Raw genomic sequence first — 13914 nt, 5'->3', positions numbered from 1 at the left:
CGTGAATAGAGAGCCCATTATTTATGATGGGAACCTGGGTGGTACCGCGGATTTGATTCGTCCCTTGTATTCATTGGAATACAGGGGATTTTTTATTGCAGACCACATTCAGTAAAATAACAAAGAGAGGTAAAACGTATGCAGGATCAGGTATTATCAGACAAGCTGTCTTCCCTGAAGGAAAAGATCGAGGGCGAGCTTAAGGAGATGAAAAACTCCAAGGAATTATATGAATTTAAGAATCTTTATCTGGAAGGCAAGAAGAGTAAGATCAGTGAACTGATGAAGGAAATGGGGAAGCTTGCACCGGAGGAGAGGGCAGGCTATGGCAAGTCTGTCAACGAGCTGAAGACATGGGCCTTTGACCGTTTCGCCGATATGGAAGAAAAGATGAAAAAGCTGGAGCTTCAGCACAGATATGAGAGAGAGCGGATTGACCTCACCGTTCCGGCTCAGCCGGCAAAGATCGGCAATCTTCATCCTGTAACACTGGTGCGCAACCAGCTGATCGATATTTTTGCTGGAATGGGCTTTGAGGTATTTGAGGGAAGTGAGATTGAAACGGATTATTATAATTTTACTGCACTGAATACACCACAGGATCATCCGGCAAGGGATATGCAGGATACCTTTTATCTTTCCCCGGAATTCCTGCTCCGTACCCAGACATCCGCAGGACAGATCCATGTCATGGAAAAGAAGCAGCCGCCGATCAAGATTTTATCTCCTGGCAAGGTATTCCGCTCAGATGATGATGCAACCCATTCTCCCATGTTCTCCCAGATGGAAGGACTTGTAGTGGATAAGGGGATTACCCTTGGTGACTTAAAGGGGATGCTGGATGTGTTTGTACAGAAAATTTTCGGAGAAGGTGTTACAACAAGACTCCGTCCTTCCTATTTCCCGTTCACAGAGCCTTCTGTAGAAGTGGATGTAAGCTGCTTTGAATGCGGAGGTAAGGGATGCAGCCTTTGTAAGGGAACCGGCTGGATCGAGGTACTTGGTGCCGGCGTGGTCAATAAACGTGTTCTTGAGAACTGCGGCATTGATTCCGAAGAGTACAGCGGATTTGCTTTTGGTATCGGTCTTGAGCGTATTGCCATGCTGAAATACGGAATTAACAATATCAAGCTGTTATTCAATTCCGATTTGCGCGTGTTAGAGCAGATCAACGAGAAATAAGCGGGAGGAAAAAAGGATCATGATATTACCATTAAGCTGGTTGAAAGAATATGTAGATGTAGATGTAACACCGGATGAGCTGGAAAAGAAGCTGTTTGATGCCGGTTTTGAGGTAGAAGAGAAATATGAGGCAGGTAAGGATATCAGCAATATCGTTGTCGGACTGGTAGAATCCTGTGAGCCGATTCCGGATACCCACCTTCACGTATGCCAGGTAAATGCCGGTACCCATGGAACCATGCAGGTATGCTGCGGTGCAGACAATGTATGTACAGGAGGAAAATTCCCTCTTGCATTACCGGGAGCCTCTGTTTATGCAACAGCAAAGGATCACAAGACAGTAGAAGGTGTTATGACGATCAAGAATGGCAAGCTGCGTGGCTATGAATCCAACGGTATGCTGTGTTCTGGTGTGGAACTCGGACTGACAGAGGATCTGTATCCGGGAGCAGAGTATAACGGACTGCTTGTGCTGCCTGAGGATGCACAGCCTGGAGATGATGTAAAGAAGCTGACAGGACTTGATGATGTGATCTTCGATATCGCCCTGACAGCAAACAGACCGGACTGCCAGAGTATTCTCGGCATGGCAAGAGAGGTTGCTGCCATGCTTGGTAAGCCGCTTAAGATGCCTGCCTGCGATTATACTGAGACAGAGGTTAAGAAGGATGGCTTCCAGGTGACTGTGGAGGCACCGGAGCTCTGTCCTCGTTACAGTGCACACTATGTTTATGATGTAAAGATCGGGGAATCCCCACTCTGGATGAAGAGAAGACTTGCCCTTGTCGGCATGTCCTCTATTTCCAATATCGTAGATATTACCAATTATGTATTAAAAGAGATCGGACAGCCTATGCATGCGTTTGACTGCTCGTATCTGGAGGGCAATGCGATCTGTGTCAGAAGAGCAAAAGAGGCAGAGAAGATCATTACCCTGGATGAGCAGGAATATGAGATGACACCGGATAATCTGGTGATCTGTGACGGCGTGAAGCCGGTAGCCCTTGCAGGCGTTATGGGAGGACTGAATTCTGAGATCCGTGATACCACAGAAAGCGTTATGTTCGAGTCTGCCAAGTTCGCAAGAGACAGTGTCAGAAAGACGGCAAGAAGCCTTGGCAAGAGTACGGATGCCAGTGCCCGTTACGAAAAGGGTGTGGATGAGTATTCCACTGTCCTTGGCATGAAGCGTGCCCTGCATCTGATCGAAGAGCTTGGCTGCGGTAAGGTATCCTCTACCCATGTGGATATCAACACCGGTAATTCCATAGAGCCGACAGAAATGAAGGTAAGTATTTCCAAGGTCAACGGTGTCCTTGGTATTGAAGTGCCGGAGGCAGAGATCGTCCGTATTATGAAGAATCTGGATTTTGATCCAAGCGTACAGGATGATGAGCTGACCATTCATGTACCGGCATACAGAGAAGACATGCTGCCAAATGGCGAGGGGGATGTGGAACGTTATCCAGACGTGGCAGAGGAAGTGATCCGTATGTATGGCTATGACCATATCGTTCCGACTTTTCTTTCTACCGCACAGGTTACCATGGGAGGTCTAAACAGAAAGCAGAAGGGAGAGCTGGCATTAAAGAAGACGCTCTGTGCCATGGGCATTAACGAATGTATGCACTATTCGTTCTTCTCCCCGGCGGATCTGGATCTGCTTCGCCTTGGACCGGATGCTGAGGAAAGAAATGCGATCAGGCTTCTGAATCCGATCAACCAAGATCTTTCCCTGATGAGGACCACACTGGTACCTTCCATGGTCAATGCTATTGCCAGAAATGAGAAGAACGGTATCCTTGCAGGAAGGCTGTTTGAAGTAGCCAAGAGGTTTATTCCAAAGAGCCTGCCGCTGACAGAATATCCGGAAGAAAAGGATACTCTCTGTATTGGTATCTTCGGCGCAGAGGAAAGCTTCTACACCATGAAGAGTATTGCTGCAACGATGGCAGAAAGCCTGGATATCACATTCACCTATGAACAGGCACAGAAAACCTTCCTCCATCCTTATCAGACGGTGAAAATTTTCTGCGAAGGGGAAGAGCTTGGATATTTTGGAAAGCTTGCTTATGATATTCAGAACGAACTGAATATGAGGACAGGTGCCTTTGTCCTGGAAATGGATCTTGAGAGACTTTCCAAATGGTATGACAAAAAGAGAGTATTTAAGGCATTATCCAGATTTCCTGAAGAAAAACGTGATCTGGCATTTGTCATGAATAAGGATATTACCTTCGGACAGGTGGAAGAATGTATTAAAAGGGCAAATAAGTATATTAAGGAGATCAGACTCTTTGACGTATATGAAGGCGGGCAGATCCCGGAGGGAAAAAAGAGTATGGCCTACACCATTACCTTTGCCCCGAAGGATGAGGCTTTGGATGCAGAAACGGTTCAGAAATTTGTAGATAAGATCTGCAGAACGTTAAAGAATGATCTGGATATTGACCTGAGAGCATAAAGAAGGAGTATAAAAAATGGAACAGAAAAATGTATGGGAAACTTATAGTGAAAAACAGCTGAAGGAATTGGAAAAGCTGAATAAAGAGTACCGCGAATTCCTTTCTGACTGTAAGACAGAGAGAGAATGTGTAGATTATATAGTAAATGCAGCAGAAGCAGCAGGATATAAGGAGCTGCAGGAGATCATCAAAGAGGGCGGCAGCCTGAAAAAGGGAGATAAGGTTTATTCTGTATGGATGAACAAATCCGTTGCCCTGTTTCATATCGGTGAGGAAAAAATGGAAAAGGGCATGAATATACTTGGTGCCCATATCGATTCTCCAAGACTCGATATCAAGCAGAATCCCCTTTATGAGGATGGAGGCTTTGCTTATCTTGACACCCATTATTACGGTGGTGTCAAGAAATACCAGTGGGTGACGATCCCACTTGCCATTCATGGTGTGGTAGTAAAAAAGGATGGTACGACCATTGAATTGAATATTGGCGAGAATGAGGATGATCCGGTGTTCTTTATCTCTGATCTTCTGATCCATCTGGCACAGGAGCAGCTTGAGAAAAAGGCTGCCAAGGTGATCGAGGGCGAAGCGCTCGATATCATCATCGGAAACAGGCCGCTTACCTTCAAAAAGGATGAGAAGAAGGAAGAGGGTGCCGGTAAGGATGCGGTAAAGAAGGGAATTCTTTCTATTCTGAAGGATACCTACGATATGGATGAGGAAGACTTCATTTCTGCAGAGCTTGAGGTGGTTCCAGCCGGAAAGGCAAGAGAAGCGGGCTTTGACCGCAGCATGATCTTAAGCTATGGACAGGATGACAGAGTATGTGCCTTTACCTCTCTGAAGGCCATGCTGGAGATGAAGAGTGTGAAGCGGACATCCTGCTGCCTGCTAGTAGATAAGGAAGAGATCGGCAGTGTGGGAGCTACCGGTATGCAGTCGCATTTCTTCGAAAATATGGTGGCAGAGGTGATGAACCTGCTCGGTGAATATTCCGAACTGAATGTACGCAGGTGCCTTTCTGCATCCTGTATGCTTTCCTCTGATGTCAGCAGCGCTTATGATCCGTCTTACGCATCAAGCTTTGATAAGAAGAATGTAGCTTATCTTGGCGGCGGTATGGTGTTTAACAAATTTACAGGCTCCAGGGGAAAATCAGGATCCAATGATGCCAATGCAGAATATCTGGCATATCTGCGCAGTATTTTTGCAGAAGAAAAGGTTCATTTCCAGACAGCAGAGCTTGGAAGAGTTGATCTTGGCGGTGGCGGAACGATTGCTTATATTCTGGCACTGTATGGCATGAATGTGATCGATAGTGGTGTAGCCGTTTTAAATATGCATGCGCCTTATGAAGCGACCAGCAAGGCTGATGTATACGAGACAAGAAGAGGCTACGAGGCTTTCTTAAAAGGAGCAGGAATCTGATGACAGAGGGATTAAAGACTTCTGATTTTAATTTCGAGCTTCCAAAGGAGCTGATCGCACAGGATCCGCTGGAAGACCGGAGCGCATCGAAACTTCTGATGGTGGATAAAAGGACTGGGGAATGGAAGCACGAGATCTTTCATAATATTGCAGACTATCTTCATCCGGGTGATTGTCTTGTCCTGAATAATACCAAGGTACTTCCGGCAAGACTGCTTGGTATAAAGGAAGATACCGGAGCAGCGGTAGAGGTGCTTCTTCTGAAACGACGTGAAAATGACATCTGGGAAACTCTGGTAAAGCCGGGTAAGAAAATGAAGCCGGGGGCAAGACTTGTCTTTGGGGATGGTCTTCTGAAGGCAGAGGTTCTTGAGATCGTGGAAGAGGGAAACCGTCTGGTGCAGTTCTACTATGACGGGATCTTTGAAGAGGTGCTGGATCAGCTTGGAGAGATGCCGCTGCCTCCTTATATCACACACAAGCTGCAGGATAAGAACCGCTATCAGACGGTTTATGCGAAGTATGATGGTTCTGCTGCGGCACCGACAGCAGGTCTTCATTTTACAAAGGAGCTGCTGAAACAGATAGAAGAGAAGGGTGTAAGACTTGCCTATGTAACCCTGCATGTAGGTCTTGGGACATTCCGCCCAGTAAAGGCTGACAATATTCTGGAGCATCATATGCATTCTGAATACTATCAGATCACACAGGAGGCGGCAGAGCTGATCAATCAGACAAAGGCAGAGGGAAAACGTGTAATCTGTGTAGGAACTACAAGCTGTCGTACAATAGAGAGCGCTGCAGATGAAAACGGTCATCTGGAAGAGTGCTGCGGCAATACGGATATCTTTATTTATCCGGGATATCAGTTTAAGGTGCTTGACTGTCTGATCACCAATTTCCATTTGCCGGAATCTACACTTGTCATGCTTGTATCCGCACTGGCAGGAAGAGAACATGTGCTTGCAGCATATGAGGAAGCAATCCGTCAAAAATATCGGTTTTTTTCCTTTGGAGATGCCTGCTTTTTTACAGACAGCTTTACAAAAGATGAAGATTAGTTTATGATAGGCAGTAAGTGATAGTTGTGGGAGGATCCTTATGGAAGAAAGAAGAAAATGTAACCGGATGAAGCTGATTTCTCAGATCGTTATCAAAAGGATCGATGAAGAGAAGCCGGATGAATTAGCAGAAATCAATATTCTGGATGTATCAAGGACAGGGATCGGATTTGCCTGCAGCAAAGCACTGGAGATTGGTGCTATATATGAGGCATACTTAAGAATATGGACACAGGAAGTACTCCATGCCTTTATCGAAATTGTAAGAATTGAAAAGAAAGAACAGGGATTCTCCTATGGTGGTATTTTTATTGGAATGCCTGCTGTAGATGGTGCAAGGATAGAGGTATACAATACAGTGGAAACCCTGGGTAAGAATAATTAACCATGACCGTTAATAAAAAATGGAAGATCGGAATGACAGCAGTACTTATCGTACTGCTGTTTCTGATATATGTGATGATTTTTAATTTTTCAGCAGAGGATGCGACTGCCTCTTCCGGTGTAAGCCAGAAGGTGACGAAGTGGCTTTTGCATCTCTATTATAAGCTGCAGGGAAATACAGGGGGTCTGACCGTGGTGATCCCGGCAGGAGAAGTAGACGAGGCAGAAGCAGTGATCCGGAAGCTGGCACATTTCACAGAATACATGTTGGTAGGCCTGCTTTCCCTGTGGATATGGCTGCTGTGGAATGATAAGAGACTGCGCTGCGGTGCATTTGTGCTGGTACAGCTTATGATCTCTGCTTCACTGGATGAGTTTCACCAGTATTTCGTGCCAGGAAGATATGCCAGTATCAGAGATGTGCTGATCGATACGGCGGGCGGTCTGACCGGGATGCTGCTTGTCTTTCTGGTCAGCCTGTGTATCAGAAAAAGCACTAAAAGCTGATGCCGCTGTCTGTGGAATAGGAGAACAGGGGATCGGTATCAGATCCCTTTAACATATCAATAAGGATCTTCGCCGGAGTATTCTGTGGGTGCAGAGGATTCCGGATCAGACAGATCTGTCTTTTGGGTACAAAAAAGTCTGTTTTCAACTGGATAATTCCATAATTAATTAAATAGTGACGCGCAAATTTATAGGGGACAAGGCCTATGCCCAGATTGTGGACGGTGGCAGGAGCAATCAGGTCATTGGAATTGAGCTCGATATTGGGACTGAGCTCAAAGCCATGCTCCTCAAACAGAGAATCCCAGAATCTGCGGCTCGCAGTGCCATGTTCCATGGAAATGATCGGGAAGGAAAGAATATCTTCCATGGAAAGCAGCTTGTCTTCCAGATAGGAATAACGGCTGCCGGCGATCAGTATATCCTGAAAATCAGAGACAGATGTGATCTCAAAATCACTGAAGCTTTCAAGGGGTGTGATACTCAGGGCAAAATCGGCTGTTTCGTCGTTCAGAGAGGCCATCATAGCAGGAAAAGAGTGCGCGTGGATCTGAAGCCTTACATTGGGAAAACGGTGCTGAAAGCGTTCCAGAAAGGGAAGCAGGAAATAACGCATGGTCAGCTCGGTGGCACTGATCGTGATTTTTCCATTCTGATTTGTGGTATACTCTCTGATGATTTCCTGAGCCTGTCCCATCTGCTGGCAGGGGTGGCTGATCTGCCGGAAAAGGCGCTGGCCTTCTTCTGTCATGGATACACCCTTCTGTGAACGCACAAACAGCTGACAGCCAAGGGCAGCTTCCAGGTTCTGGATATACTTTGTTACGGTGGGCTGTGTCAGACAGAGATGACTGGCAGCAAGCGTGATGCTATGGCTTCTTGCCACTTCATAAAATACTTTATAGTAGTCAAAGCTGATCTCCATAAGATTCTGCATAATAGATCTCCTGTTTACCTTTGATAAAATATTTTTTTATTATAATACAGTTCATTCAAAATATCTATGGATATTACAAAAAAAGTGAATTATGGAATTATATTTTTCTGTATTATAATGGCACTGAACTAAAAAAGAAAGGAAGTGCGAAGATGGGTAATTTAGGTGAAGCACTCAGGGAAGAGCTGAACTGTGAAAGTGCTTTTACGATCGGTGGGATCGGTATTTCCGAATCTGTAGTTGTCACCTGGATCATAATGGCGGCAGTACTTGTCCTGTCATTGCTCCTGACCAGAAAGCTTAAGGTGGAGCATCCAAGCAGAAGACAGCTTCTTCTGGAACAGGCCGTCACCTCGCTGGAGGGTATCACCGAAGGGATCCTTGGAGCTGAGGGAAAGCAGTATGCGGCATACCTGGCATCCGTACTGATGTATCTCGGTATTGCAAACCTGATCGGTATTTTTGGTTTTAAACCGCCGACGAAGGATATGAACGTGACAGCAGCGCTTGCGCTCATGAGTATTATCCTCATAGAGTATGCTGGCATTCACAGAAAGGGTGTAAAACGCTGGTTTAAGAGCTTTGCAGAGCCGATCGCATTGATCGCACCGATCAATGTTCTTGAACTGGTCATCAAACCGCTGTCACTCTGTATGCGGCTGTTTGGAAATGTTCTTGGCGCATTTGTCATTATGGAACTGATCGAATACATAGTACCGGTTGGTGTGCCGATAGTATTCAGTATGTATTTTGATATTTTTGACGGACTGATACAGGCATATGTATTTGTGTTCCTGACAGGTCTGTTCATGAAGGAAGCAATGGAATAAAGAAAGAGTAAAGTAAAGAAGAGGAGAAAAGATTATGAACACAACACTTATTGCAATTGGTGCAGGTATCGCAGTTTTGACCGGTATAGGTGCCGGCGTTGGTATTGGTATAGCAACCTCAAAAGCAACAGAGGCAGTTGCAAGACAGCCTGAAGCAGAGGGTAAGATCACAAAGCTTCTTCTGCTTGGTTCAGCACTTGCAGAGGCAACAGCTATTTATGGCTTTGTTATCGGTCTTTTGATCATTATTCTGCTTAGCTGATCAGACAGGAAAGGAATGAAAAGCATATGTTAAGACTAGATATCAATCTGCTTTTTACCATAATCAACTTACTGATCTGGTATCTTCTGATTAAGAAATTCCTTTTTAAGCCGGTGAATAATATCATCGCCAAAAGAGAAGAGGCGATTGAAGGCCGTTACAAGGAAGCAGAGCAGGAGAAGCTTGAGGCGGGACAGCAGAAGGAAAAATATGAAGCACTGCAAAGCGGCATCCAGGATGAAAAAGCTCAGGTGATGAAGAAAGCACAGGAAGATGCGAGGGCAGCTTACCAGCAGATCGTGGAAGAAGCAAACAGGAAAGCCGGGCAGATCATTGAGGATTCCCAAAAAACTGCTGAGCTGGAGCATAGCAAAATGGTCAGCCGTGCAGAAAAGGAAATCCGTTCCCTGCTATTCTCAGCTGCGTCAGAGGGAATGCAGAAGGAAGAAGATAACAGTGAACTATATGACAAATTTTTGACAAAAGCAGGTGAGAGTGAGCATGCAGAATCTTAATATTTATCTGGAAAAAATGATAGGTGAGCAGATTGCAGACCGGGATATAGATGAGGCACTTGACCTGCTGCAGATCGTACCGGAGATCCAGAAGCAGCTGGATGATCCGACTGCCTCACCTGAAAATAAAGAAAAAATCATCCAGAAGATCTTCCCGCTGCAGATCAGAGGACTTTTAAAGCTTCTGGCTGCCCATTGTCAGGTTTCTGAGCTTGAAATGCTGAAGGAGGAGTATCATACTCTGTCAGCAGAAGAAAAGCAGCCGCTTGACTGTGTCCTTGAATATGTAACAGAGCCAAGTGACAGACAGCTTAAAGGCATTGTCAGCTTTTTGGAGGAAAAATACCCGGGAAGAGTCCTGAACCTGACCAGAAAGCAGAATGAAAATCTGGGAAGTGGATTTATCCTTCGGGCCGGAAGCCAGGAATACGACTGGAGTACAAAGGGCCGGGAGGCACTTCTGAAAAAAAAGATTGATTCCATGGAGCTGTCCGGAAAAGATTCTCTTTTGGTTCAGAAGGGAATTATCAGTATTCTTAGGGACAGCCTTGAAAATATTGATGTATCCGGAAATGAAGTAGGTATTGTCAACAGTGTTGGTGACGGGATCGTCTATGTGGATGGAATTGACCATGCCATGTATGGAGAGGTTGTGATCTTCGAAAATGGACAGAAGGCCATGGTGCAGGATATCAGGGAAGACGAGGTCGGCTGTATCCTGTTTGATGATGAGGAAGAAATAGAAGAAGGTACAAAGGCTGTACGAAGCGGCCGTATGGCAGGAATTCCGGTAGGAGATGAATTTATCGGAAGAGTTGTGAATGCTCTCGGAGCCCCGATTGATGGCAAGGGAGAGATCAGTGCCTCGGATTACAGACCGATCGAGCAGCCTGCGCCCGGTATTGTTGACAGAAAGTCTGTGGATACACCGCTTGAGACCGGTATTCTTTCCATCGATTCCATGTTCCCGATCGGACGTGGACAGAGAGAACTGATCATCGGAGACAGACAGACAGGAAAAACCTCAATCGCAGTGGATACGATCCTGAACCAGAAGGGGAAAAATGTGATCTGTATTTATGTGGCGATCGGACAGAAGGCATCTACGGTTTCCAAGCTGGTACATACACTGGAAAAGCATGGGGCGATGGAATATACGATCGTGGTATCTTCTACAGCCAGTGATCCGGCACCGCTCCAGTATATTGCGCCCTATTCAGGAACTGCACTGGCTGAGTATTTCATGTACAGAGGGCAGGATGTCCTGATCGTTTATGATGATCTTTCCAAGCATGCCGTTGCTTATCGTGCACTTTCCCTGCTGCTTGAGAGATCCCCCGGACGTGAGGCTTATCCCGGTGACGTCTTTTATCTGCATTCAAGACTTCTGGAGAGATCCAGCAAGCTCAGCGATACCATGGGAGGCGGTTCCATTACGGCGCTGCCGATCATTGAAACACAGGCAGGTGATGTATCAGCCTATATCCCGACCAACGTGATTTCCATTACAGACGGACAGATCTTTCTCGAAAGTGATCTGTTTTTCTCGGGAATGCGTCCAGCTGTCAATGTAGGTCTTTCTGTATCCCGTGTAGGTGGTGCAGCACAGACCAAGGCCATGAAAAAGGCGGCAGGAAGCATCCGTATTGATCTTGCCCAGTACCGTGAAATGGAAGTCTTTACCCAGTTCAGCTCAGATCTGGATGCTGTTACCATGCAGCAGCTGCAATATGGAAAAGGGCTGATGGAGCTGTTAAAGCAGCCGCTGGAGCATCCGATGTCACTGCATGAACAGGTGATCACCCTGTGCAGTGCAACGAATAAGCTGTTTTTGGACATTCCGGTTCCGAAGCTGAAGGAATTTCAGGGAAATATGCTCACCTATATGGATGAAAAGCATCCAGAGATCGGAAATGAGATTGAACAGATGAAAACGCTGAGCGACGATCTGATAAAGAGGATTGTTTCAGCTGTGAAGGAATATAAAAGTCAGGTGGTGAGCTGACATGGCGGGCTTAAGAGAAATTCAGAGCCGGATCAGAAGCATAGAGGATACCCGTAAGATCACGGGAGCCATGTACATGATCTCATCCACGAAATTGAAAAAAGCAAAAAGAGATCTGGAAAGGACAGAGCCATATTTCTATATGCTGCAGTCCACCATTGAACGTATCATGCGGCACCTGCCGGAAATGGAGCATCCCTACTTTGAAGACTCTTCCAGAAAATGTACTAGGATCGGGCTGCTTGTGATCACCGGAGACAAGGGACTGGCCGGAGCCTATAACCACAATATACTGAAGCTGGCACAGCAGTTTTTGGATCAGTCAGAAAAGCAGATCAGTCTTTTTGTGGTGGGTGAGCTTGGAAGGCAGTATTTTGCCGGAAAGCATATTCCCATTGCAGAGAATTTTACCTATACGGTACAGGATCCTACCTTTGACAGAGCCAGATGGATCAGCGAGATCCTGAGAGAAAAGTATATGGCGGGAGAGATCGAAGAGCTGCATGTGATCTATACCCGTATGGAAAACAGCATGCTGTGTCAGGCAGAGGATAAACGGCTGCTGCCCCTGTCAGGAAAGCAGCTTCCTCAGCCGCCGACAGATGTCTATCAGGAAGAGTTTATGCTGGAACCTTCAGCAAAGGACGCAGTGGACATGATCGTACCCAATTATCTTGCCGGCTTTATTTATGGAGCACTGGTAGAAGCCTTCTGCAGCGAGCAGAATGACAGGATGATGGCAATGGAAGCTGCTACAGATAATGCAGATAAGCTGCTGCATGATCTGAACATCATGTATAACCGGGCAAGGCAGGCACAGATCACGCAGGAGATCACAGAGGTTTCAAGCGGTGCGCGGGCACAGCGTAAGAAGAGAGAAGCGAAAAAGAAAAGGGCTGCGAGGCTGCAGCAAAGAATAAAAGAGGTGAATGTGTGATGGAAAAAGGAAAAATCATACAGATATCGGGACCTGTAGTTGACGTACAGTTTGAAAAGGGACCGCTCCCCCATATTAAAGAGGCACTGACAGTAGAAAATCAGGGAAAAAAATGTGTCATGGAGGTGGCAAAGCAGCTTGGCAATAATGTGATACGGTGTATCATGCTGTCAGCCAGTGAAGGACTTTGCAGAGACATGGAGGTAACCCCAACAGGAGCCGGAATTACGGTTCCGGTGGGAGAAAAAACGCTGGGAAGACTGTTCAATGTCCTTGGAGAAGCCATAGACGGAGGAGATGCGGTTACGGACAGTGAAAAATGGTGTATCCACCGAAAACCGCCAACCTTCGAGGAACAGAGTCCTGTGGTTGAAATACTGGAGACCGGGATCAAGGTCATCGATCTGCTTGCTCCTTATGCAAAGGGCGGCAAGATCGGATTGTTTGGCGGTGCCGGTGTAGGAAAGACTGTCCTGATCCAGGAGCTGATCCGGAATATTGCAACAGAGCATGGCGGATATTCTATTTTTACCGGTGTTGGTGAACGTTCCAGGGAAGGAAATGATCTGTGGACAGAAATGAAGGCATCCGGAGTCCTGGAAAAGACAGCCCTGGTATTCGGACAGATGAATGAGCCCCCAGGAGCCCGTATGAGGGTAGCAGAAACAGGTCTGACCATGGCGGAGTATTTCCGTGACGAAATGAATCAGAATGTACTTTTGTTCATAGATAATATTTTTCGTTATGTACAGGCTGGAAGCGAGGTGTCTGCACTGCTTGGACGTATGCCGTCAGCAGTAGGCTATCAGCCCACACTGGCTACTGAAATGGGAGAGCTTCAGGAGAGGATCGCTTCTACAAGAAAGGGATCAGTTACCTCTGTGCAGGCAGTTTATGTGCCGGCAGATGATCTGACTGACCCGGCACCGGCAACCACCTTTGCCCATCTGGATGCAACTACCGTCCTGTCCAGAAAGATCGTGGAACAGGGAATTTATCCTGCGGTAGATCCGCTGGAATCCTCATCCCGTATATTGGAAGTAGATGTGGTAGGACAGGAGCATTACGAGACAGCAAGAAGGGTACAGGAGATGCTCCAGAAATATAAGGAGCTGCAGGATATCATTGCCATTCTTGGTATGGAGGAGCTGTCTGAGGAGGATAAGCTGACCGTAAGCCGTGCAAGAAAGATCCAGAGATTTCTTTCACAGCCCTTCCATGTGGCTGAGAACTTTACTGGTATTCCCGGAAAGTATGTACCGCTTAAGGATACGATCCGTGGTTTCCAGGCGATCATTAACGGAGAAGCAGATGCTTATCCGGAAGCAGCATTCTTTAATGTCGGAACGATCGAGGATGTGGCAGAAAAGGCGAAGGCAATGGAAGGTAGTGTATAGGCAG

13 protein-coding genes and 1 other annotated feature (1 of these 14 running past the window's edge) are annotated in these 13914 nt (G+C 46.4%); of the genes, 12 read left to right on the top strand and 1 reads right to left on the bottom strand.

Annotated elements, in window-relative coordinates; translation table 11 throughout:
* Positions 1-68: a binding site (T-box leader), on the top strand; it begins 161 nt to the left of the window's first position.
* Positions 69-138: 70 nt separating this feature from the next.
* From pheS to OCV77_RS03210, 6 genes are read left to right on the top strand one after another with little or no spacing between them, the layout of a single operon-like run.
* A complete protein-coding gene (gene pheS / locus OCV77_RS03235; RefSeq protein ID WP_118796841.1) occupies positions 139-1182 on the top strand; it encodes a phenylalanine--tRNA ligase subunit alpha in 1044 nt (347 codons plus the stop codon).
* A 19-nt stretch (positions 1183-1201) separates the two neighbouring features.
* Positions 1202-3646 carry a phenylalanine--tRNA ligase subunit beta gene (gene pheT, locus OCV77_RS03230; RefSeq protein WP_262573284.1) on the top strand — a complete coding sequence of 815 codons (2445 nt, stop codon included), beginning with the start codon at positions 1202-1204 and terminating at the stop codon, positions 3644-3646.
* A gap of 16 nt (positions 3647-3662) precedes the next feature.
* Positions 3663-5075, top strand: coding sequence for an aminopeptidase (locus tag OCV77_RS03225; protein ID WP_262573282.1), 1413 nt, complete (start codon positions 3663-3665; stop codon positions 5073-5075).
* Complete coding sequence (gene queA, locus OCV77_RS03220) at positions 5075-6136, top strand: tRNA preQ1(34) S-adenosylmethionine ribosyltransferase-isomerase QueA (RefSeq protein ID WP_262573280.1); 1062 nt, start codon at positions 5075-5077, stop codon at positions 6134-6136. Before OCV77_RS03225 ends, queA begins: the two co-directional genes overlap by 1 nt.
* A 40-nt stretch (positions 6137-6176) precedes the next feature.
* Complete coding sequence (locus tag OCV77_RS03215; RefSeq protein ID WP_262573279.1) at positions 6177-6521, top strand: PilZ domain-containing protein; 345 nt, start codon at positions 6177-6179, stop codon at positions 6519-6521.
* Between the two features lie 32 nt (positions 6522-6553).
* Positions 6554-7027: a VanZ family protein gene (locus OCV77_RS03210; RefSeq protein WP_262573277.1), complete on the top strand. Its 474-nt coding sequence runs from the start codon at positions 6554-6556 to the stop codon at positions 7025-7027.
* Here the strand turns inward: OCV77_RS03210 and OCV77_RS03205 are convergent.
* On the bottom strand, positions 7017-7964 hold the full coding sequence (locus tag OCV77_RS03205) for a LysR family transcriptional regulator (protein ID WP_262573275.1): 948 nt from the start codon (positions 7962-7964) through the stop codon (positions 7017-7019). The genes OCV77_RS03210 and OCV77_RS03205 overlap by 11 nt on opposite strands.
* Positions 7965-8116: 152 nt before the next feature.
* Here OCV77_RS03205 and OCV77_RS03200 point away from each other — a divergent pair, with 152 nt between their 5' ends.
* Genes OCV77_RS03200 through atpD form a run of 6 tightly spaced genes read left to right on the top strand, consistent with a single transcriptional unit; the run spans position 8117 to position 13910 of the window.
* Positions 8117-8794, top strand: a complete 678-nt coding sequence (locus tag OCV77_RS03200) for a F0F1 ATP synthase subunit A (protein ID WP_262573273.1) — start codon at positions 8117-8119, stop codon at positions 8792-8794.
* Positions 8795-8828: 34 nt separating this feature from the next.
* A complete protein-coding gene (gene atpE, locus OCV77_RS03195; RefSeq protein WP_118796849.1) occupies positions 8829-9056 on the top strand; it encodes an ATP synthase F0 subunit C in 228 nt (75 codons plus the stop codon).
* A 26-nt stretch (positions 9057-9082) separates the two neighbouring features.
* Entirely contained in the window at positions 9083-9571 is a 489-nt protein-coding gene (locus OCV77_RS03190; RefSeq protein WP_262573271.1) for an ATP synthase F0 subunit B, read from the top strand.
* The gene (gene atpA, locus OCV77_RS03185) at positions 9558-11576 is read left to right on the top strand and encodes a F0F1 ATP synthase subunit alpha (RefSeq protein WP_262573270.1); all 2019 of its coding nucleotides are present in this window, start codon (positions 9558-9560) and stop codon (positions 11574-11576) included. Before OCV77_RS03190 ends, atpA begins: the two co-directional genes overlap by 14 nt.
* 1 nt (position 11577) lies before the next feature.
* Entirely contained in the window at positions 11578-12513 is a 936-nt protein-coding gene (atpG, locus tag OCV77_RS03180; RefSeq protein WP_118796852.1) for an ATP synthase F1 subunit gamma, read from the top strand.
* The gene (gene atpD / locus OCV77_RS03175; RefSeq protein WP_262573268.1) at positions 12513-13910 is read left to right on the top strand and encodes a F0F1 ATP synthase subunit beta; all 1398 of its coding nucleotides are present in this window, start codon (positions 12513-12515) and stop codon (positions 13908-13910) included. The genes atpG and atpD overlap by 1 nt, the downstream gene beginning before the upstream one ends.
* Positions 13911-13914 lie beyond the last annotated feature (4 nt).

Origin of the sequence: Suilimivivens aceti, assembly GCF_025567405.1 — a bacterium.
GTDB lineage: Bacteria > Bacillota > Clostridia > Lachnospirales > Lachnospiraceae > Suilimivivens > Suilimivivens aceti.
The sequence above is the reverse complement of the archived record's forward strand: the minus strand, read 5'-3'. Positions and strand labels throughout refer to the sequence as shown.

What these genes read in the sequence shown, in the direction of transcription:
- OCV77_RS03205 (WP_262573275.1), bottom strand. Translation starts at nt 7,964, where the DNA reads ATGCAGAATCTTATGGAGATCAGCTTTGACTACTATAAAGTATTTTAT.
- OCV77_RS03225 (WP_262573282.1), top strand. Translation starts at nt 3,663, where the DNA reads ATGGAACAGAAAAATGTATGGGAAACTTATAGTGAAAAACAGCTGAAG.
- atpE (WP_118796849.1), top strand. Translation starts at nt 8,829, where the DNA reads ATGAACACAACACTTATTGCAATTGGTGCAGGTATCGCAGTTTTGACC.
- OCV77_RS03200 (WP_262573273.1), top strand. Translation starts at nt 8,117, where the DNA reads ATGGGTAATTTAGGTGAAGCACTCAGGGAAGAGCTGAACTGTGAAAGT.
- queA (WP_262573280.1), top strand. Translation starts at nt 5,075, where the DNA reads ATGACAGAGGGATTAAAGACTTCTGATTTTAATTTCGAGCTTCCAAAG.
- atpG (WP_118796852.1), top strand. Translation starts at nt 11,578, where the DNA reads ATGGCGGGCTTAAGAGAAATTCAGAGCCGGATCAGAAGCATAGAGGAT.
- pheS (WP_118796841.1), top strand. Translation starts at nt 139, where the DNA reads ATGCAGGATCAGGTATTATCAGACAAGCTGTCTTCCCTGAAGGAAAAG.
- atpA (WP_262573270.1), top strand. Translation starts at nt 9,558, where the DNA reads ATGCAGAATCTTAATATTTATCTGGAAAAAATGATAGGTGAGCAGATT.
- OCV77_RS03210 (WP_262573277.1), top strand. Translation starts at nt 6,554, where the DNA reads ATGACAGCAGTACTTATCGTACTGCTGTTTCTGATATATGTGATGATT.
- atpD (WP_262573268.1), top strand. Translation starts at nt 12,513, where the DNA reads ATGGAAAAAGGAAAAATCATACAGATATCGGGACCTGTAGTTGACGTA.
- OCV77_RS03190 (WP_262573271.1), top strand. Translation starts at nt 9,083, where the DNA reads ATGTTAAGACTAGATATCAATCTGCTTTTTACCATAATCAACTTACTG.
- pheT (WP_262573284.1), top strand. Translation starts at nt 1,202, where the DNA reads ATGATATTACCATTAAGCTGGTTGAAAGAATATGTAGATGTAGATGTA.
- OCV77_RS03215 (WP_262573279.1), top strand. Translation starts at nt 6,177, where the DNA reads ATGGAAGAAAGAAGAAAATGTAACCGGATGAAGCTGATTTCTCAGATC.